Consider the following 18,604-nt stretch of genomic DNA (forward strand, 5'->3'; position numbering starts at 1 on the left):
CGCCTATCCTCCCTGCATCGGAGACAGCACTTCGATCTTGTCACTTGCGACAAGATCCGTCTGAGCACGCGCGGCCTGAGGCACAAAAGCCCCGTTGCGCGCGGTCGCGACGCTCGTGGCTTCAAATTCCTGCTCGGCAATCAGCTCGGCCAAAGTGGTGGCGCGGGTCTCGATCTGCGCGCCATTGAGTTCAATCTGCATGAGCGGTCTCCTGTGCAAAATGCGCCACCAGCCGCGCCGCGAGGATCGGGCCCATCAAGAAGCCATGGCGATACATGCCGTTGACATGAATGCGGTCGGGCTGGTGGATCAGAGCGGGGATATTGTCGGGCAAGGCGGGGCGCAGCCCGGCCCCGGTTGCGATCACGCAGGCCTCGGCAAAGCCCGGATGGACCGTGTAGGCGGCGGAAAGCAGCTCCATCATCGCGCGCGCGGTGATCGGGCCGGTGCGCCCGGTCTCGACCATGGTCGCGCCCAGCATGTAGCGCCCCTGCCCACGCGGAACGAGATAGCAGGCAAAGCGCGGATGGAGCAGCCGAACCGGGCGGGTCAGGTTCAGATCGGGGGCGTGCAGCTCCAGCATCTCGCCACGCACTGGGCGCAGATCGGGCAGATGCTTGCGCGCCGTGATCCCGCGGCAATCCACGATCTGGCCTGTGGGCGCGCCAGAGTGACAGGCGACGCCCCGGGCGATCAGCCCCTCGCGCAGAGCCCTAAGCGCTGCGACCGGGTCCATATGCGCCTCATTGGCAAAGAACAAACCGCGCGCGAACCGCCCCACCAGATCCGGCTCCAGAGCGCCCGGCACCACCCAATCATGCCCGCGCGTGGCCCGCGCAAAGCGCTCCAGCTCTGGCGTGTCGCGGGGCGGCGCGAGCACCAGCGTGCCCCGAGACATCACGCCCGGCACATGGTCGCTCCACCACGTAACCGCGCCCTGCCCCTCCAGCACGATCTGCTCGGGCGCGCATTCCCCCTCGCAAAACGGGGCGAGCATGCCGCCCGCCAGATGCGAGACCGGCGGCGGGGCCCCTTCGGGCACGATCACCTCGACGCGGTGCCCCGCCTCGGCCAAGGCGGTGGCGGCGCACAGCCCCGCCACGCCAGCCCCCAGAACCGAGATCATTGCTCCGCGTCCTCCACGGCTTCTGCGGGCACATAAAGTGCTCCGCCTTCGCGGAACTTCGCGGCCATGCGCTCCATGCCCTCGTGCTTCTCGGCTGCGGCCCGGATGTCGTGGCTGATCTTCATCGAGCAGAATTTCGGCCCACACATCGAGCAGAAATGCGCGACCTTGTGGGCGTCTTTCGGCAAGGTTTCGTCATGCATCTCGCGCGCGAGATCGGGGTCGAGACCGAGATTGAACTGATCCTCCCAGCGGAACTCGAACCGCGCCCGCGAAAGCGCATCGTCGCGCCGCTGTGCGCCCGGATGGCCCTTTGCCAGATCGGCAGCATGGGCTGCCAGCTTGTAGGTGATTACCCCGGTTTTCACGTCATCGCGGTCGGGAAGGCCCAGATGTTCCTTGGGCGTCACGTAGCACAGCATCGCGGTGCCGAACCATCCGATCATCGCAGCCCCGATGGCGCTGGTGATATGGTCATAGCCCGGCGCGATATCGGTGGTCAGCGGGCCAAGCGTGTAGAAAGGCGCCTCGTGGCAATGCTTGAGTTGCTCGTCCATATTGGCCTTGATCTTGTGCATCGGCACATGGCCGGGCCCCTCGATCATCACCTGACAGTCCTTGGCCCAAGCGATCTTGGTCAGCTCACCCACGGTCCGCAGCTCGGCGAATTGCGCTTCGTCATTGGCGTCGGCGATGGATCCGGGGCGCAACCCGTCACCAAGCGAGAAGCTCACATCGTAGCGCCGACAGATGTCGCAGATCTCTTCGAAATGCTCGTAGAGGAAGCTCTCGCGGTGATGGTGCAGGCACCATTTCGCCATGATCGAGCCACCGCGAGAGACGATCCCCGTCACCCGCTTGGCCGTCATCGGCACCATATGCAGACGCACACCCGCATGGATGGTGAAGTAATCCACACCCTGCTCGGCCTGCTCGATCAGGGTCTCGCGGAAGACCTCCCAGGTCAGATCCTCGGCCACGCCTCCGACTTTCTCAAGCGCCTGATAGAGCGGCACTGTGCCAATCGGGACAGGCGCGTTACGAATGATCCAGTCGCGGATATTGTGGATGTTGCGCCCGGTCGAGAGGTCCATCACCGTATCGGCGCCCCAGCGGATCGCCCAGACCATCTTCTCCACCTCGTGCTCCATCGAGGAGGTAACCGCGGAATTTCCGATATTGGCGTTGATCTTCACCTTGAAATTGCGCCCGATGATCATCGGTTCCAACTCGCGGTGATTGATATTGGCAGGGATGATCGCGCGGCCCGCAGCGATCTCGGCGCGCACGAATTCGGGCGTGACCAGATCGGGCAGCTCGGCGCCGAACGCCTCGCCATCGCGCGGAGCTGCCGCGCGACGCCCCTCGTTTTCGCGGATCGCCACGAATTCCATCTCGGGTGTGATGATGCCCGCGCGGGCATAGGCAAGCTGGGTCACGGCCCGGTCACCCACGGCGCGCAGCGGATTGCGGCTGATCGGAAAGGCGGGCGTCAACCGGTCGCCCGTGGCAAAGCCGTTATCGGCTTCGGTCACGGGCCTGCCCGGATATTGCTCGATCTCGCCGCGCGCCTGCAGCCAGCCGCCGCGCACCTCGGGCAGGCCCTGCTCAATGGAGATCTTCACATCGGGATCGGTATAGGCCCCGGAGCTGTCATAAAGCATCAAGGGCGCTTCGTTCGACACGGAGATTTCGCGCATCGGCACGCGGATCTCATGCTGCGCGCCCGGCAGATAAGTCTTGCGCGAGGCGGGCAGCGGGCCAGTGGAAATGCTCGGGATCGTATCTTTCATTTCGGTCTCCTCAAAGAATGAGACCCAAGTGAAACACGTGGCAGAAAGGGACCGTCCGGCCCCGGAATGTGCATGCGCACAGGGCCATTCGGCCCGAAAGGACCGCACCTGTACATCGGTTGCGGAAATGCCCTTCGGTCTTCCTACGCCAGTATCAACTGGGTCAGGTTCTAAGGGTCGCGTCACCTCGGCGGGGCAAGCCTCGCCGAAATCAGCCTCTCAGTCCCTTGGGCGGGACTCCCCTGACGTGGGTCGGAGCATTGTGAATCCGCGCGGACATGTCAACAGGCCATCCGCGCGGTTTGACTACTGCGCGCGGTGCTCTGCCACGGCGCGCGCGGCCATCTCAAGGATCGCAGCGCGGCTGTCGGCCACGGCGATGAACCGACCGTTGTGGCAGAATTTCGCGCCCGTCACACCGCAGGCGACCTCAAGCGCGGCATCGGTCAGCCCAGCCCAAGCCGCGGGCAGATCGGCGCGCGTGGCGAAAGTGTCGTCCCCGGTGCGGATCGTTGTGAGCGCCCAATCGTCGCCGCGCGGATGGACCACGAAGAGCAGGTGATCGGCGCCCGCCGCCTCAACGCCTGCACGAAACGGCATGCCCATCGGCAGCTCCAGCACCGCGCTCTCGCCCGCAGCCTCGATGGCCGCCAGCACCATGCCCTCGGCGCGCAGCTTGGCGGCCTTACTCCGGATCTGCGCCTCGACAAAGGCACGCGCGACCGACAGCGCGTCAAAGAACGCGCGATCGTCAGCGCCCTCACTGCGATCATCGAAGGCAGGCTTGAGGGTCTCCAGCAGGACCGGCAGCGTGAGCCGCGCAAAGAGCGGGCCCGCCTCGGAGGGGTTCACCTTGCCATTATCGACCAGATCGACGGGCAGCACGAAGCCGCGATCCAGACTGCCATGGACTTCGTCAACATGCGCCTCAGGCACATCCATCGCCCGCAGATAGTCGCGCCCGAACGCCGCCCAGATCAGCCCGAAGGAGCTGTAGGGCTGGCCATCTTCGCGCAGCGGGCTGGGGCGTTGGTGGTGATCGAAAATCCGAAGATCCGGGTCGAACTGCCCGCCCACATCATAGATGATCCGGTCCTCGCCCGGCGTGATCCAAGCGCGATCGCGCGAGCGGATCAGCTGCGCTTGCGGGAAGAGCCGGGTGAGAATGACCGACGACAACAGCTCGTCTGCATGAAAGCCGCCGGAATGGGTTACGAGATGGGAAATGGTCATGGACACGCCTTAACTGAAACTGGCGACCGCCGGGCCGCCCTTAAGAATTGGCATGCAAGATCCGCGCCAGCAGCCCCCGATACCGGCGCCCGTTGCATCATATCTGCCCAGAACACTCAAGGCGATGCGTGACAGAGGACGGTCTGGCATGTTGCGGTACGGATCCATGCATTGATCGGCCGCACACGGATCGCAGCTCACCCGGTAATCGGCAGCCAGCCGATAAGGGGAGCGGCGGCCAGAGCCATCCGAATCCTGCGCTGCCGCGCGGCATCGCCCTTCACTGCCTCAAGAAGCAGCTCGGCGAGAACCACGGTGCCACGCGCGGTCGATTGGTTTTGTTGAGCTGTTTTCCGGCCATGGAGCGCCCTTGGGCCTGAAAGATCAATGCAGGGTCGCGGCTTGCCCCAAAGGATCAATATATAGAAAAGGCGCCCATTGGGCGCCCTATATGCAGATCTCGGGAAAACTTAGCCTTCGCTGGAAAAAACTCAGGTAAGTCTTACAGCCTCAATGCGTCCAGTTTGCACGCCGGTCGGTCGCGAAATTCTCGCCGTATCCGCGCATGCGAACATTCGCATGGCGCTTTTGGGGTTCGCTCACGACGTAGTCGAGGCCCTTTTCCTTGGCAAAATCCTCAGCGGCTTCGCGGGTGGAAAAGCGCAGGCGCACTTGGGCTTGCGTATCATCCGAAGAGGTCCAGCCCATCAGCGGATCGATCTCTCGCGCATCGGCGGGAACGTAATCGAGAATCCAGTGCTTCGTCTTGGCAACGCCTGATTGCATGGCGTTCCGGGCCGGCTGATAGATGCGTGCGCGCATGGGCAAACTCCTGTGCGATGCTTTGGTTATGTCTTAGTGCATCACCGCGAAATCGCAAGACCTCCCGATGTGGCGCGACCCGCTATCGGCACCGCATTTTTTGGCAAGAACAGCGTCTGTCGACCGGCAGGGGACAAGGGGTGGGGGTGATATGCCGGTCGACAGATCTATGCTGCTTGCCGGATCAGTATGCAAACCCCTCGCGACTTTCACAACAGAAAATACCTCGCAATATTCTGATTTAAAAAGAAAATTAGAAAGAGTTGCTAAACGTCTTGTTAACCCGTTCCCGAACCCCTTGAATGCGAACGAAAAGAGGACAAATCTAGGGCCAGCGAAGAGAGGGCCGGATGCCGCATAACACGACCGATCAGCCGCGCGAGCGGCCCGACGTACTCACCCGCCCCAAACTGGAAGGCGGCAAGCGCTTCGTGATGCATACCGAATATTCCGCGGCGGGCGACCAGCCCACGGCGATTGCAGAACTTTCGGGCGGGGTCGAAGAGGGCGAGCGCGATCAGGTGCTACTTGGGGCGACGGGGACGGGCAAAACCTTTACCATGGCGCGGGTAATCGAAGAGACCCAGCGCCCGGCGATCATCCTTGCGCCCAACAAGACGCTGGCAGCCCAGCTATATGGCGAATTCAAGCATTTCTTCCCCGAGAACGCGGTGGAGTACTTCGTCTCCTACTACGATTACTACCAGCCCGAAGCCTATGTCGCGCGCTCCGACACCTATATCGAGAAAGAATCCCAGATCAACGAGCAGATCGACCGGATGCGGCACTCGGCCACGCGGGCGCTGCTGGAGCGCGACGATGTGATCATCGTGGCCTCGGTGAGCTGCATCTACGGCATCGGCTCGGTCGAGACCTATTCGGCGATGACCCAGGATCTCAAGATCGGCGAGTTGATCGAGCAGCGGCAGTTTCTGGGCGAATTGGTAGCGCAGCAATATAAGCGCCTCGACGCGGCCTTCCAGCGCGGCTCCTTCCGCGTGAAAGGCGATACGGTCGATCTGTGGCCCGCCCACCTTGAGGATCGTGCATGGCGCTTCAGTTTCTTCGGTGAAGAACTTGAATCGATTACGGAATTTGATCCGCTCACCGGGCATAAGACGAATTCGTTTGAACAGATCCGCATCTATGCCAACAGCCACTACGTGACGCCGCGCCCGACGCTTCAGCAAGCCACGAAAGGCATCCGCAAGGAGCTGACGCTTCGGCTGAAGCAATTGCAGGACGAGGGTAAGCTGCTGGAGGCGCAGCGGCTGGAACAGCGCACGAATTTCGATCTCGAGATGCTGGAGGCCACCGGCGTGTGCAACGGGATCGAAAACTATTCGCGCTATCTCACGGGGCGCGCGCCGGGCGAGCCGCCGCCGACGCTGTTCGAGTTCATCCCGGACAATGCCATTGTTTTCGCAGATGAATCTCACGTCACCGTGCCGCAGATCGGCGGCATGTATCGCGGGGACTACCGGCGCAAATTCACGCTGGCCGAGCACGGCTTCCGCCTGCCCTCCTGCATGGATAACCGCCCGCTGAAATTCGAGGAATGGGACGCGATGCGCCCGCAATCGGTCTTCGTCTCGGCCACTCCCGCGAAATGGGAGCTTGAGCAGACCGGCGGTGTGTTCACCGAGCAGGTCATCCGCCCCACCGGTCTGATCGATCCGCTCATCGAGATCCGCCCCGTCGAGACGCAGGTCGATGATGTGCTCGATGAAATTCGGCTGGTTTCGGCGAAGGGTTATCGCACTTTGGTCACGACCCTGACCAAACGCATGGCCGAAGATCTGACAGAATATCTACATGAACAGGGCGTTCGCGTGCGGTATATGCACTCGGATATTGACACAATCGAACGTATCGAGATTTTGCGCGACCTGCGGCTGGGGGCCTTTGATGTGCTGATCGGGATCAACCTTCTGCGCGAGGGGCTCGACATTCCCGAATGCGGTCTTGTGGCCATTCTTGACGCCGACAAAGAGGGGTTCCTGCGCTCGGAAACCTCGCTGATTCAGACGATTGGGCGGGCAGCTCGGAACGCCGAGGGTCGGGTGATCATGTATGCCGACCGGATCACTGGCTCGATGCAGCGCGCCATGGATGAAACCGATCGCCGCCGGGCCAAGCAGATCGCCTATAACACCGAGCATGGCATCACGCCCGCCACGATCAAGAAGAATGTCGAAGACGTTCTTTCCGGCCTCTATCAGGGCGACACGGATATGTCCCGCGTCACCGCAAAAGTTGATAATGTGAAACCGGGCGCCAATCTTGAGGCGCATCTGGAGGATCTGAAGTCGAAAATGCGCAAGGCCGCGGAGAACCTTGAGTTCGAGGAAGCCGCCCGTCTGCGCGATGAGGTCAAGCGGCTGGAGGCGGTGGATCTGGTGCTTCACGACGATCCGCTCGCACGTCAATCCGCGGTGGAGGCGGCGTCCGAAGCGGCGACCAAAGCCAAGGGACGCTCCACGGCGGGGCGCCCCGGCCAACGCGGCGGCGTGAAGCGGCGCAAAGGGCGCTAGGCGCGCTTGCGCGCCACCAACTCGCGATTGAGCGTGAGCCTGCCCTTTTGCCACTCGCCCCGGACGAGCAACTCGCGGGACTTGAGGATTGGATAGTCCGCAGTCCAATCGCGATATCGGTCATTCGTCACGATCCGCGCGCGAAGCCCGCTCGCGGCTTCGAGCAAGAGAGGATCGGCGGGCGTCCCTTTCGGTGCGATCAAGACACGGTCGCTCGCTATCCCAAGCGCACGCGCCAGTTCCGCATTATTCAGATAGCGACCGCGCAGAAGATAGCCTGCATTGGCGTCGAAATAGACCACAGGCTGGGCCTTCGCGGCTCGAATGCGCGCAATCACCGCCTTGACGGGTGCCAGATCCGGCTGGGAATTGCGCCAATACATGACGTTTGACCCGTCGATGAGAACGAAGCGCCGGGCCGCACGCCCCGAAAGCCTGCGGCGCAGAAACAGAACGACGACAAGCAGGACGGCGACAACTAGAACTGCGAGCAAGGCGTGAGGATGTGCCGAAACAGTCATGAAAATCCGGATCGAAATGGCGTCGTTTGTAATCCGGCGAGATTAGTCCAACCGGGAGCGAGCGCAAGATACGAGATCCCATGCCTCTTGCCCCGAATGCGAAACGCGGCTAGCTCGCGAGGATGACTTGCGCATTCATTCTCGGGGCCGCTGTCTGGCCCGGCGGGCGGCCTTCGCCGACGCTGGAACGGCGCAGCCTGCATGCGGCGCAGATGTATCATGCCGGGCGGGTCTCGCGGATCATGTGCTGCGGCGGGCTGGGGCGCAACGCCCCCTCAGAGGCGGATGTCATGGTCGAAATACTGACCGGCGCAGGCGTCCCGCGAACAGCGATCTTGATTGAGGACCGCTCCACCACCACCCGCGAGAACATCGCCTTCGGGCTGGAACGGCTTGGGATGTCAGACGAGATCGTTTTGGTCACGGATGGCTATCATGCGCCCCGTGCCCGCGCGATTGCCCGCAGCCTTGGCATAAGGTGCACAAGCGACAGCCCCGCACATAAAGCCCGCCCCCGCACGATCCTGCGCGAGAGCGGCGCTTGGCTGAAATTCCTGTGGCAGCGGATGCGCGGGATTTAGTCGAGGATCAGCTTGCCGATCACCAGCACAACAACTGCGCCCAGCACGGCCATTGCGAGGATCGCAAGCAGCCCGCCCGCCGCCAGCACCGCGCCGCCAAGAATTGCGACGATGAAGGGGGTGGCCAGCGCACCAAGAACCCCGATGGCGAGATAGGCCGCCTTATGACGCCCGCCGGTCACAAGGCTCGCGACCGCACCTGCGAGCAGACCTGCAATCACAAGCAAAATAAGCCCGATAGTCCCAATCGCCTGCAGAACGTCTTCCATCTCGTCTCTCCAGTATGTCTTCTGACATGGGAACGCGGCTGCGAGGCGCGAGGTTCCCGTGCTCAGTATGACGCTTCGATCTCGTACATCACTGGCTCGAAGCTGCGACAGAGCGTGTAGATCACCCGGTTGCGCGCGATCATCTCGGGGCTGCGCAGCATCGCCTGATAATCGCCCCGCTCGCGCCATTTCGAATAGGTCGCGATCCGCGTATGCGCATCGTTCATATGCAGGCCCGCGCCCAGAAAGCCCGGCGCTTTCGAGATCAAATCGCGATACGCCTCCTGCAATCGCTCCATCAGCTCGGCGGCGGTCGCAGGTGTCATCTCGAATGTGCAGATCACGGTTTGTCCGCTGAAATCACTGGTAATTTCGGTCATGAGAAATCCTCCTTGCCCCATGCTCGCACAGACGGCGCAAAAAATCACCGCTCCATTTCAACCAAACCAAAGCGGCAACAGGGTCAGCGCAGGCAACGCTAGGATCAGCGCGACGCGCAAAAGATCCGCTGCGACGAACCACACGACCGCACGCCATGTCTGCGGCGCAGGGGTCTCCCCCTCAATCGCGGCGATGACAAAGAGGTTGAGCCCCACTGGCGGCGTGATCAGCCCGACCTCGACCACGATGAGCACCAGGACGCCAAACCACAGCGCCAGCGCCTGCGGATCCATCCCGAAATCGAGCCCCACGACAATCGGCCAGAAGGTCGGCAAGGTCAGAAGGATCATCGAGAGACTGTCCATGAAACAGCCCAGCACGAGGTAGAGCACCAGCATCGCGCCCAGCACGAGCCACGGGCTGATCCCCTGCCCCACGATCAGTTCCGCGAGTTCCTGCGGCAGGCGCGCAAAGCCCAGAAACCCGTTATAGACGGCCGCGCCAAGGATGATGAAGAACACCATGCCGGTCGTCTGCGCGGTCTCGCGCAAAGCCGTGATCCACCCGCCATCGCGCAGCCCGCCCGAGGCCCAAGCGGCAAGTCCGGTCAGGGCGGCCCCGATGGCCGCGCCTTCGGTGGGCGAGAAGATCCCGCCATAGATGCCGCCCACAACCAGCGCGAAGATGGTCACGACGGGCCATGTCGCCCAGAGCGCCGCTCTGCGCGCAGACCACGGGCTTGCGGCGCGCGGGTGCCCGGCGGCACCGGGGTGACGCCACAGATAGACGCGCACGGCACAGCCATAGCCCGCCACCGCCAGCAAGCCCGGCAACAGAGCCGCGGCGAAGAGTGTCGCGATATTCTGCTCGGTCAGGATGGCAAAGATCACCAGCACGATGGAGGGCGGGATCAGGATGCCCAGCGTGCCGCCTGCGGCCAGCGCCGCCGTCGACAGCGCGCCCGAATAGCCCGCAGCTTTCATCTCGGGCAGCGCCACGCGGCTCATCGTGGCCGCAGTCGCAAGCGAGCTGCCGCAGATCGCACCGAACCCCGCACAGGCGCCGATGGCGGCCATCGCCACCCCGCCCCGCCGATGCCCGATCAACGCATCGGCGGCGCGAAACAGCGCCCGGCTCATCCCGCCCTGCGTGGCGAACTGCCCCATCAGCAGGAACATCGGGATCACCGACAGCTCGTAATTGGCAAATGTCGAGACGCCCTCATTCTTCATCTTGGCCAGCCAAAGCTGCGGGCTGCCGCTCAGCGCCCAAAGCCCGCCCGCGCCCAAAACCAGCATCGCAAGCCCAATCGGCGCGCGCAGAAAGATCAGCAGCAACAACAGTGGAAAGGAGCCGAGCGCGAGGGCAAAATCACTCATGGGCGCTCCCCCCTTGCGCCGTCGTCCAGAGCGCCACAAGGGCCGCGCCCCACGCGCCGGGCAGGCAGGCGGCGTAGCCCCACCAGAGTGGCAAACCGAGCAGGAATGTCGTCTCGCCCGAACCAATCTTGCCCGCCATCCCGACCCCGATGCGCCAGGCGATGATCCCGAAAAGAAGCGCCGCGAGCCCCTGCCAGATCCGATCCAACAGCCCCGCGATGGGCCCGCGCAGCAACGCGACCCGCGCATGGGCATGGCGCAGCTGCACCAGCGGCAGCATCGCATAGACGATCCCCGGCAGGGTCAGCTCGACCAGCTCGAACCCCGCCTTATAGGGTCCAAGCCCCAGCGCGCCCGGCAGCCATCCTGCCTGTGCGCCTTTGAGGCCCAGCGCCCCCAGGCTCGAGATCGCGGTCATCGCAACCAGCGCCAGCAGCGCGAGGCCCGCAAGTAAAGCAAGCCCGTTTACCGCGCGCGCAATCGCAGCCTGCACGGATCAGGCCGTATGCTGCGCGATCAGCGCCTGCGCCGCCTCAAGCAGCGCCGCGCCCTGCACGCCCCGCGCGTCCATCTCGCTCACCCAGGCCTCGATCACCGGCTGCGAGGCGGTTTTCCAAACAGGCGTCTCATCGGCGGAAATCGTGATGATCTCATTGCCAAGATCGATCGCGGCCTGACGCGAAGGAATATCCTCGGCCTGTTGCGCCGCCCCCGCCGCGCGCGAAAACGCCGCGCCGGACACGCTGTCGATGGCCGTTTTCAGATCATCGGGCAAGCTGGCATAGCGCCCCTTGTTCATCGCAAGAATAAAGCTCGCCGTGTAGATCGAAGCGCCTGCAAATTGCGTGTGATGATGCACCAGCTCGCCGATCTTGAGCGAGGCCGAGACCTCCCACGGCAGCAACGCGCCATCGATCGTGCCACGCGACAGAGCTTCGGGGACCGAGGGCACGGGCATGCCGACGGCCGTTGCGCCGAACTGCTCAAGAAGCTTCGTGGTCACCCGCGACGGCCCCCGCAGCTTGAGCCCTTCGAGATCGGCAATCTGATGCACCGGCTTATTGGCATGGATCACGCCCGGGCCGTGCACCCATGTGCCCAGAAGATGCACATCGCGAAAATCCGTGTCGATCATATCCGACTGCGCAAGATCCCAGAGCGCCGCTGAGGCGGGGGCCGCATCCGCCACCATGAAGGGCAGCTCCATCACTTCGGTGCGCGGGAACCGCCCCGGCGTGTAGCCCGGCAGGGTCCAGATGATATCGACCACCCCGTCGGTGACCTGATCGACCAGATCCGAGGGCTTTCCGCCCAGCTGCATCGACGGGTAGTGCTGCACCTTGATGCGCCCGTTTGAGACCCGCTCCACCGCCTCGATCCAAGGCGTCAGGATATGGGCCGGTACAAAGCTCGTTTCGGGAAGAAACTGATGCAGACGCAGGGTCACCTCGGCGGAAGCAAATACCGGCGGCGCGGCCAGCGCAGTTGCGCCCGCAGCCAGAGCAAAGGTCTCGCGACGTGTGAACAGTCGACGCATACGGATCTCCTTCTCGCGCTTTCGTTACCCGCTTACCCCGGCGCGACCGTTGCGTCCAGTTCCCAAAACCTGCGAGGGGCGCCGCCCCCGTCCGCGCGCCGCGCGGCCTCCCCCGGGATATTGGAACGAAATCGAAAACATGACTCCCTCTTTTGAATTCGTCTAAATATCCCGGGGTGAATTGGCCGGAAGGCCAAGAGGGGCAGCGCCCCTATTTACCGCGCTGGAAGAATCGCGCGCGCTCATAAAGCCCTTCGAGCCGCTTCATCCGCGAGGCGGTTTCCTCCCATGTCAGCGACTGCACCGCCGCCATCAGCGTCTCGACCAGCACCTGCAAGGCGACCGTGCTGTCCCAAGCGCTCGGCACCTCGATCTGAGCCGAAAACCGGTAGCGCGCGTGCCGGGCGGCGGGGCTGACCCAAGGGTCGGTGATCAAGATCACCTCGGCGCCCTGATCGGCAGCCATTTCGACAAGCTGGAGCACATTGTTTTCGTAGCGTCTGATATCGAAGACCAGCAAGACGTCGCCCGCGCGCATCTCGAGCATCGCGGGAGGCCAGGCATTCGAGACCGGCTCGAGCAGTTCCACACCGGGGCGGATCACCTTCATATGGGTCGTGAAATAGTCCGCGATGGGCAGGGTAATGCGCCCGCCGGTCGCAAATATGCGACGTTCGGGATCGGCCAGCAGTTCGGCGGTCGCATCGAACTGGGCGTGATCGATCTGCGCCAGTGTCGCCTGAAGATTGCCCAGCACCGCGTCCGCAAAGCGATTGAGCATATGGGTGTCCGGCGCGGCCTCCGCCCAGCGATCATGTTTGGCCAGAGGCGAGACCAGCCGCGCCTCCAACTCTTCGCGCACCGCCTGTTGCAGACCCGGATAGCCGCCAAACCCCATCTTCTGCGCGAGCCGCACGACGGTGGGCGAGGACACCTCTGCCGCCTTGGCCAATTGGGTGACCGAGCCCAGCAGCGCGACCGGGTAATGACGCAGGATGTAGCTCGCCAATTGGCGCTCCGTGCGCGTCATGGTCTCGATCGCCTGTGCGATCTGATCTTCGATATTTTGCGTGACCGCTGCCAAATTGAGCACTCCTTGCGTCTCATCACCGAACAGATCGTAACAGAGATAAAAACTCTGAAAATATCTTGACACAAACCATTCACGAAGACGAGCCTGCTCGTGAACGAGATGCGGGAATCGATGGAGGCCGAGGTGCCGCAACACGAGACACCGATACGGATTGAAGGCGAATCCCGCGATGGCGCTTGCGTGATCATCTGTGAGCATGCCTCCAATGCGATGCCCGCGCCTTGGGGCGATCTTGGGCTCGATCCGGAGCAGCGGAAAGCGCATATCGCGTGGGATCCGGGCGCGCTTGGGCTCGCGCAGGCGCTGGCTGTGGCGCTTGATGCGCCGCTCGCCCAAGCCTGTCAGTCACGGCTGATCTACGATCTCAACCGACCGCCGCAGCATCCGGGCGCGATGCCCGAGCGCTCCGAGACCACCGACATTCCGGGCAATCGTGATCTTGATGGCGCGGATCGGTTGGCGCGGGTCGAGGCGCTCTACCTGCCCTTTCATGCGGAGATTCGCGCATTGATCGCGCGCCGGTTGGCACGGGGCCTCAGCCCGATCCTTGTGACCGTGCATTCCTTCACGCCGATTTATTTTGGCAAGCCGCGCGCGGTCGAGCTGGGAGTGATCCATGATGCAGATGCGCGCCTCGCCGAGGCCATCGTGGCACAGGCAGACGCGCAGACTGATCTCGCCGTGCAGCTCAACGCCCCTTATTCCGCGCGCGATGGCGTGACCCATACGCTGGCGCTGCATGGTACCGCGATGGGACTGCCCAATGTCATGCTGGAGTTGCGCAACGATCTGATCGCGGACAGCCCCGCCCAAGAGGCGATGGCGGCCCGGCTGGCGCCGGTGCTGCGGGCTGCCATGGACGACACGCGCGCCACCCCGAAGGAGACTGTCTGATGCCGGGATGGATCCGCAGCTATGTACGCGTTGTCGAGGGCTTCAACCGGCGGCTGGGCAAGGTCGCGATGTACCTACTTTATGTGATCATGGGGATCATGCTGTTTTCCAGCATCACCAAGATCGCGCATATTCCCGCGCTCTGGACGCTGGAAATGGCCCAGTTCACGCTGGTGGCCTATTACATGCTGGGCGCACCATGGTCGCTGCAGGGCGACACCAATGTGCGCATGGACCTGCTTTACGCGCGCCGCTCGGAAAAGGGCAAGGCGTGGTGGGATGCGTTCACAGTGCTCGCGCTGATGTTCTACCTCGCGATCATGGTCTACTCGGCCTTCGACTCCACCGTCTATTCCTTCGAATATAACGAGCGCAACCCGAGCGCGTGGCGCCCCTATCTCTGGCCGATCAAGGTGATCATCACGGCGGGTTTCTTTCTGATGCTGCTGCAGGCGACGGTGCTTTTGATCCGCGACATCGCGACGATCCGCGGAGAGGACATCTGATGGACCACAACACAATCGCCATTCTGATGTTCTCGACCATGCTGCTGATGATGCTCACAGGCCAGCGTGTCTTCGGCGCGATCGGCTTTGTCGCTGTGGTCACGGCGTTCTTCCTTTGGGGGCCGGGGGGCACGCAGATCAGCTTTGGCTCGGTCATGAAGCTGATGAAATGGACTCCGCTTCTGACGCTGCCGATGTTCGTCTATATGGGCTATGTGATGTCCGAGAGCCGTCTGGCCGAAGACCTCTACCGGATGTTCCATGTCTGGTTCGGACCGCTGCCCGGGGGGCTCGCCATCGGGACGATCCTGCTGATGGTGATGATCTCGGTGATGAACGGGCTGTCGGTTGCGGGCATGGCCATCGGGGCCACGATCGCCCTGCCCGAGCTGTTGCGGCGCAATTACGACAAGCTGATGATTTCGGGCGTGATTCAGGCGGGCTCCAGCCTCGGCATCCTGATCCCGCCTTCCGTGGTGCTGGTGCTGTTCTCGCTGATCGCGCGCCAGCCGGTCTCGGAGCTTTGGCTCGCGGGCGCAGTGCCGGGGCTGCTGATGGCCACGTTGTTCATCGCCTATATCGTCATCCGCTGCCGGTTGAACCCGGCGCTTGCGCCGCCGATGGACCCCGAGGAGTTGGCCCAGATCACGATGCGCGAGCGGCTGCGTCTTCTGCGTGCGGGCCTGCTGCCGGTCTTTATTTTCGTGGCGATGATGGTGCCCTTCCTCAAGGGCTGGGCGAGCCTGACGGAGGCCTCGGTGATTGGCGCGCTGGCCGCGGTCTTTGCCGCCGCGATCAAGCGCCGCTTCACTTGGGACGTCTTCCAGAAGGCCACCCGCCAGACCCTGCAGATCACCGTGATGTTCATGCTGATCATCACCGCGGCGCTCTCTTTCGGGGCGGTCTTCGACGGCTTGGGCGCGGGCCGCGCGATCGAGGATTTCTTCACCGAAAGTCTTGGGCTGGGACCGTGGCAGGTGCTGATCCTGATGCAGCTCAGCTTTCTGGTCATGGGGATGTTTCTCGATGACACGGCGATGCTGGTGATCGTGGCGCCGGTCTATGTCAGCCTCGCGCGGCATCTGGGCTTCGACATGATCTGGTACGGTGTCCTTTATACTATCACCTGTCAGGTTGCCTATCTGACCCCACCCTTCGGCTATAACCTGTTTCTGATGAAGGCGATGGCACCGCCCGAGTTCACCCTGCCGGTGATCTACCGCTCGGTCTTTCCCTTCGTGGGCGTGATGGTGCTGACGCTGATCCTCGTGATGATCTTCCCGCAACTGGCGCTGTGGCTGCCCCATGCGGTGCTTGGACGATAACCAGAGCTCGGAGAAACCGGGCCTCTTTATTCAACAAGGAGAGAGAGTGATGACAACAAGACGTAAGTTTCTGACCACCGGTGCGGTGGGCGCGGCGGCGGCCGGTCTTGCCGCCCCCGCGATTGCCCAGACCAAGCCGATCAAATGGCGCATGCAGACCTATGCGGGGCCCGCGCTGGCCGAGCAGGTCGTGGACAATTGCATCAAGACCTTCAACGAGATCGCCGATGGCCAGATGGAGATCGAGCTGTATTACGCAGACCAGCTCGTGCCGACGTCCGAGCTGTTCCGCGCGATGCAAGCAGGCACGATCGATGCGGTGCAATCGGATGATGACAGCATGGCCTCGCCCACGGAGGTGACGGTGTTCGGCGGCTATTTCCCGTTCGGGCTGCGCTATTCGCTCGACGTGCCGACGCTGTTCAACGAATGGGGCCTCAACGAGATCTGGGACGAGCAATATGCGGCGGTGGGCGTCAAGCACATCTCGGCTGGCTCTTGGGATCCGTGCAACTTCGCGATGAAAGAGCCAGTTAAATCGCTCGACGATCTCAACGGCAAGCGGGTCTTCACCTTCCCGACCGCCGGACGCTTCCTCGCGCAGTTCGGCGTCGTGCCGGTGACGATCCCGTGGGAGGATGTCGAGGTCGCGCTGCAAACCGGCGAGCTGGACGGTGTGGCATGGTCGGGCATCACCGAGGATTACACATCCGGTTGGGGCAAAAACGCGCCCTATTTCCTGACCAACAACATCTCGGGCGCTTGGATCGGTCACTTCTTCGCGAATATGGATCGCTGGAACGAGGTGCCCGACAAGATGAAAACGCTGATGCGGACCTGTTTCGATCAGTCCCATTATCACCGCCAGTACTGGTACTGGTCGGGCGAGGCAAAGCTGCGTGTCGAGGGCACAGAGATGCAGCTGACCACGATCCCCGATGCCGAATGGCAAAAGGTCGAGGATGCCGCGCATAAATTCTGGGACGAGATCGCAGCCGAGAGCGAGCTGAAGGCGAAAGTCGTTGATATCTTCAAGAAATACAACGAGACCATGAAGAAAGCCGGACCGCCCTATCGCAACACCTGATTGCGTCCGGTCACCGACCACAAACCAAAAGGCGCGCCGGGGCATTGTCCGGGCGCGCCTCTCTCCCCCTCTTGCCCGGAACACGGCCACGCGGCACAGTCTCCGGACCCGTCATTCCCCCGGAGGTTTCCATGCCCGCCAAGTTCTCGTTCGATGCGCTCAAGAAGGCCGTGAAGGCCGGCGAGGTCGACACCGTCATTACCGCGTTGATCGACATGCAGGGCCGTTTGCAGGGCAAACGCTTCCACGCCGCGCATTTCATCGAGAGCGCTTGGCAAGAGACCCATTGCTGCAACTACCTGCTGGCCACCGATCTCGAGATGGAGACCGTGCAGGGCTACGCCGCGACGAGCTGGGAAAAGGGCTATGGCGATTATGTCATGAAGCCCGATATGGAAACGCTGCGCCTGATCCCGTGGGCGCCCGGCACGGCGCTGGTGCTCTGCGATCTGCTCGATCACCACGGCGCGCCTGTGCCCCATGCCCCGCGCACGATGCTGAAGTCGCAGATCGCGCGCGCCCGGGCGCTCGGCTTCGATCCGGTGATGGCGACGGAGCTGGAGTTTTTCCTCTTTGAGGAAAGCTATGTCGATCTTTTCGATGCGGGCTATCGCGACCCGACGCCGATGGCGCGCCACAATATCGACTACTCGATCCTCGGCAATGTGCGCACCGAACCTGCGCTGCGCGAGATCCGCAATGCGCTCTACGGGGCGGGCATCCCGGTCGAGTGCTCCAAGGGCGAGGCCGAGCGCGGTCAGGAAGAGCTGAATGTCAAATATGCGCCGGGGCTCGAGACCGCCGATATGCATGTGCTGATCAAGCAATGCACCAAGGAGGTCGCGCAAAAGCACGGGATGTCCGCGACCTTCATGGCCAAGTATCACACCGACCGGGCCGGCTCTTCGAGCCATGTACACCAATCGCTTTGGTCGGGCGGCAAGAACGCCTTTTTCGACCCGGATGCGCCGCATGGCATGTCCGAGATGATGCGTCATTTCCTTGGCGGGCAGCTGAAACACGCCCGCGAGATCACATATTTCCTCGCCCCCTACACCAACAGCTACAAGCGGTTCTGCGAAGGGCTGTTTGCGCCGACGAAATCAGTCTGGTCGCTTGATAACCGCACCGCCGGATTTCGGATCTGCGGTGAGGGCACCAAGGGCGTGCGGGTCGAGTGCCGGATCGGTGGCTCGGATCTGAACCCCTATCTCGCCTGCGCAGCCCTTCTGGCCGCTGGTCTGGCTGGGATCGAGGGTCAGATTGACCCCGGCCCGCAAGCCGATGGCGATATCTACAAGGCAAGCGACGTGATCGAGATCCCCAAGACCCTCCCCGAGGCCGCCGATGCGCTCGAGGCCAGCGAGATGCTGCGCGCGGCCTTCGGTGACGAGGTGATGGCCCATTATACCCATGCCGCCCGCTGGGAAATTCGCGAGCAAAATCGCGTCGTGACCGATTGGGAACGCCAGCGCGGCTTCGAACGCGCCTGAGGGCTGAGCACAACGATCGCGGAGAGACCT

At 62.9% G+C, this 18,604-nt stretch carries 20 protein-coding genes and 1 riboswitch; of the genes, 7 read left to right on the forward strand and 13 right to left on the reverse strand.

Annotated features, from left to right (window positions below):
* Positions 1-3: 3 nt before the first annotated feature.
* The 6 genes from thiS to DL1_RS02350 form a co-directional block, all read right to left on the reverse strand.
* Positions 4-201 (reverse strand): sulfur carrier protein ThiS, encoded by a 198-nt coding sequence (thiS, locus tag DL1_RS02330; RefSeq protein ID WP_038061890.1) that lies wholly within the window; start codon positions 199-201, stop codon positions 4-6.
* Entirely contained in the window at positions 191-1,126 is a 936-nt protein-coding gene (locus tag DL1_RS02335) for an FAD-dependent oxidoreductase (RefSeq protein WP_038061892.1), read from the reverse strand. The genes thiS and DL1_RS02335 overlap by 11 nt, the downstream gene beginning before the upstream one ends.
* Positions 1,123-2,919, reverse strand: coding sequence for a phosphomethylpyrimidine synthase ThiC (gene thiC / locus DL1_RS02340; RefSeq protein ID WP_038061895.1), 1,797 nt, complete (start codon positions 2,917-2,919; stop codon positions 1,123-1,125). The genes DL1_RS02335 and thiC overlap by 4 nt, the downstream gene beginning before the upstream one ends.
* Positions 2,920-3,042: 123 nt before the next feature.
* Positions 3,043-3,173, reverse strand: a riboswitch (TPP riboswitch).
* A gap of 52 nt (positions 3,174-3,225) precedes the next feature.
* Positions 3,226-4,152: an MYG1 family protein gene (locus DL1_RS02345; RefSeq protein WP_038061898.1), complete on the reverse strand. Its 927-nt coding sequence runs from the start codon at positions 4,150-4,152 to the stop codon at positions 3,226-3,228.
* 197 nt (positions 4,153-4,349) lie between these two features.
* Positions 4,350-4,466 (reverse strand): DUF6880 family protein, encoded by a 117-nt coding sequence (locus DL1_RS22285; protein ID WP_342725868.1) that lies wholly within the window; start codon positions 4,464-4,466, stop codon positions 4,350-4,352.
* 196 nt (positions 4,467-4,662) lie between these two features.
* Positions 4,663-4,974 carry an ETC complex I subunit gene (locus DL1_RS02350; protein ID WP_038061901.1) on the reverse strand — a complete coding sequence of 104 codons (312 nt, stop codon included), beginning with the start codon at positions 4,972-4,974 and terminating at the stop codon, positions 4,663-4,665.
* 350 nt (positions 4,975-5,324) lie between these two features.
* Here DL1_RS02350 and uvrB point away from each other — a divergent pair, with 350 nt between their 5' ends.
* Entirely contained in the window at positions 5,325-7,508 is a 2,184-nt protein-coding gene (gene uvrB / locus DL1_RS02355) for an excinuclease ABC subunit UvrB (RefSeq protein WP_038061903.1), read from the forward strand.
* On the opposite strand, the gene DL1_RS02360 is transcribed toward uvrB, so the two are convergent.
* On the reverse strand, positions 7,505-8,029 hold the full coding sequence (locus DL1_RS02360; protein WP_038061905.1) for an NYN domain-containing protein: 525 nt from the start codon (positions 8,027-8,029) through the stop codon (positions 7,505-7,507). The two genes, uvrB and DL1_RS02360, sit on opposite strands and share 4 nt — an antisense overlap.
* A gap of 122 nt (positions 8,030-8,151) precedes the next feature.
* Here DL1_RS02360 and DL1_RS02365 point away from each other — a divergent pair, with 122 nt between their 5' ends.
* Positions 8,152-8,610: a YdcF family protein gene (locus tag DL1_RS02365; protein ID WP_038061908.1), complete on the forward strand. Its 459-nt coding sequence runs from the start codon at positions 8,152-8,154 to the stop codon at positions 8,608-8,610.
* Here DL1_RS02365 and DL1_RS02370 read toward each other — a convergent pair.
* The 6 genes from DL1_RS02370 to DL1_RS02395 form a co-directional block, all read right to left on the reverse strand.
* Entirely contained in the window at positions 8,607-8,879 is a 273-nt protein-coding gene (locus DL1_RS02370; RefSeq protein ID WP_038061911.1) for a hypothetical protein, read from the reverse strand. The two genes, DL1_RS02365 and DL1_RS02370, sit on opposite strands and share 4 nt — an antisense overlap.
* A 62-nt stretch (positions 8,880-8,941) precedes the next feature.
* The gene (locus tag DL1_RS02375; protein WP_038061914.1) at positions 8,942-9,259 is read right to left on the reverse strand and encodes an antibiotic biosynthesis monooxygenase family protein; all 318 of its coding nucleotides are present in this window, start codon (positions 9,257-9,259) and stop codon (positions 8,942-8,944) included.
* Positions 9,260-9,316: 57 nt separating this feature from the next.
* Positions 9,317-10,639 carry a TRAP transporter large permease gene (locus DL1_RS02380; RefSeq protein WP_038061916.1) on the reverse strand — a complete coding sequence of 441 codons (1,323 nt, stop codon included), beginning with the start codon at positions 10,637-10,639 and terminating at the stop codon, positions 9,317-9,319.
* Complete coding sequence (locus tag DL1_RS02385) at positions 10,632-11,132, reverse strand: TRAP transporter small permease subunit (RefSeq protein WP_038061918.1); 501 nt, start codon at positions 11,130-11,132, stop codon at positions 10,632-10,634. Before DL1_RS02385 ends, DL1_RS02380 begins: the two co-directional genes overlap by 8 nt.
* A 3-nt stretch (positions 11,133-11,135) precedes the next feature.
* Positions 11,136-12,176 (reverse strand): TRAP transporter substrate-binding protein, encoded by a 1,041-nt coding sequence (locus tag DL1_RS02390; protein ID WP_177195314.1) that lies wholly within the window; start codon positions 12,174-12,176, stop codon positions 11,136-11,138.
* A gap of 211 nt (positions 12,177-12,387) precedes the next feature.
* Positions 12,388-13,260, reverse strand: coding sequence for a MurR/RpiR family transcriptional regulator (locus tag DL1_RS02395; RefSeq protein ID WP_038062211.1), 873 nt, complete (start codon positions 13,258-13,260; stop codon positions 12,388-12,390).
* Between the two features lie 108 nt (positions 13,261-13,368).
* Between DL1_RS02395 and DL1_RS02400 the strand changes: the two genes are divergently transcribed.
* From DL1_RS02400 to DL1_RS02420, 5 genes are all read left to right on the forward strand, one after another.
* A complete protein-coding gene (locus DL1_RS02400; RefSeq protein ID WP_245739568.1) occupies positions 13,369-14,163 on the forward strand; it encodes an N-formylglutamate amidohydrolase in 795 nt (264 codons plus the stop codon).
* Positions 14,163-14,669 carry a TRAP transporter small permease subunit gene (locus DL1_RS02405; RefSeq protein ID WP_038061920.1) on the forward strand — a complete coding sequence of 169 codons (507 nt, stop codon included), beginning with the start codon at positions 14,163-14,165 and terminating at the stop codon, positions 14,667-14,669. The genes DL1_RS02400 and DL1_RS02405 overlap by 1 nt, the downstream gene beginning before the upstream one ends.
* Complete coding sequence (locus DL1_RS02410) at positions 14,669-15,994, forward strand: TRAP transporter large permease (RefSeq protein WP_038061923.1); 1,326 nt, start codon at positions 14,669-14,671, stop codon at positions 15,992-15,994. Before DL1_RS02405 ends, DL1_RS02410 begins: the two co-directional genes overlap by 1 nt.
* A 49-nt stretch (positions 15,995-16,043) precedes the next feature.
* Positions 16,044-17,081 carry a TRAP transporter substrate-binding protein gene (locus tag DL1_RS02415; protein ID WP_038061926.1) on the forward strand — a complete coding sequence of 346 codons (1,038 nt, stop codon included), beginning with the start codon at positions 16,044-16,046 and terminating at the stop codon, positions 17,079-17,081.
* 131 nt (positions 17,082-17,212) lie between these two features.
* Positions 17,213-18,574, forward strand: a complete 1,362-nt coding sequence (locus tag DL1_RS02420; protein WP_038061929.1) for a glutamine synthetase family protein — start codon at positions 17,213-17,215, stop codon at positions 18,572-18,574.
* The last annotated feature ends 30 nt before the right edge of the window (positions 18,575-18,604 follow it).

The organism is Thioclava dalianensis (assembly GCF_000715505.1).
Lineage (GTDB): Bacteria > Pseudomonadota > Alphaproteobacteria > Rhodobacterales > Rhodobacteraceae > Thioclava > Thioclava dalianensis.

What these genes read in the sequence shown, in the direction of transcription:
- DL1_RS02405 (WP_038061920.1), top strand. Translation starts at nt 14,163, where the DNA reads ATGCCGGGATGGATCCGCAGCTATGTACGCGTTGTCGAGGGCTTCAAC.
- thiC (WP_038061895.1), bottom strand. Translation starts at nt 2,919, where the DNA reads ATGAAAGATACGATCCCGAGCATTTCCACTGGCCCGCTGCCCGCCTCG.
- uvrB (WP_038061903.1), top strand. Translation starts at nt 5,325, where the DNA reads ATGCCGCATAACACGACCGATCAGCCGCGCGAGCGGCCCGACGTACTC.
- DL1_RS02360 (WP_038061905.1), bottom strand. Translation starts at nt 8,029, where the DNA reads ATGACTGTTTCGGCACATCCTCACGCCTTGCTCGCAGTTCTAGTTGTC.
- DL1_RS02420 (WP_038061929.1), top strand. Translation starts at nt 17,213, where the DNA reads ATGCCCGCCAAGTTCTCGTTCGATGCGCTCAAGAAGGCCGTGAAGGCC.
- DL1_RS02380 (WP_038061916.1), bottom strand. Translation starts at nt 10,639, where the DNA reads ATGAGTGATTTTGCCCTCGCGCTCGGCTCCTTTCCACTGTTGTTGCTG.
- DL1_RS02345 (WP_038061898.1), bottom strand. Translation starts at nt 4,152, where the DNA reads ATGACCATTTCCCATCTCGTAACCCATTCCGGCGGCTTTCATGCAGAC.
- DL1_RS02410 (WP_038061923.1), top strand. Translation starts at nt 14,669, where the DNA reads ATGGACCACAACACAATCGCCATTCTGATGTTCTCGACCATGCTGCTG.
- DL1_RS02375 (WP_038061914.1), bottom strand. Translation starts at nt 9,259, where the DNA reads ATGACCGAAATTACCAGTGATTTCAGCGGACAAACCGTGATCTGCACA.
- DL1_RS02400 (WP_245739568.1), top strand. Translation starts at nt 13,369, where the DNA reads ATGCGGGAATCGATGGAGGCCGAGGTGCCGCAACACGAGACACCGATA.
- thiS (WP_038061890.1), bottom strand. Translation starts at nt 201, where the DNA reads ATGCAGATTGAACTCAATGGCGCGCAGATCGAGACCCGCGCCACCACT.
- DL1_RS02370 (WP_038061911.1), bottom strand. Translation starts at nt 8,879, where the DNA reads ATGGAAGACGTTCTGCAGGCGATTGGGACTATCGGGCTTATTTTGCTT.
- DL1_RS02365 (WP_038061908.1), top strand. Translation starts at nt 8,152, where the DNA reads ATGACTTGCGCATTCATTCTCGGGGCCGCTGTCTGGCCCGGCGGGCGG.
- DL1_RS02335 (WP_038061892.1), bottom strand. Translation starts at nt 1,126, where the DNA reads ATGATCTCGGTTCTGGGGGCTGGCGTGGCGGGGCTGTGCGCCGCCACC.
- DL1_RS02350 (WP_038061901.1), bottom strand. Translation starts at nt 4,974, where the DNA reads ATGCGCGCACGCATCTATCAGCCGGCCCGGAACGCCATGCAATCAGGC.
- DL1_RS02415 (WP_038061926.1), top strand. Translation starts at nt 16,044, where the DNA reads ATGACAACAAGACGTAAGTTTCTGACCACCGGTGCGGTGGGCGCGGCG.
- DL1_RS02390 (WP_177195314.1), bottom strand. Translation starts at nt 12,176, where the DNA reads ATGCGTCGACTGTTCACACGTCGCGAGACCTTTGCTCTGGCTGCGGGC.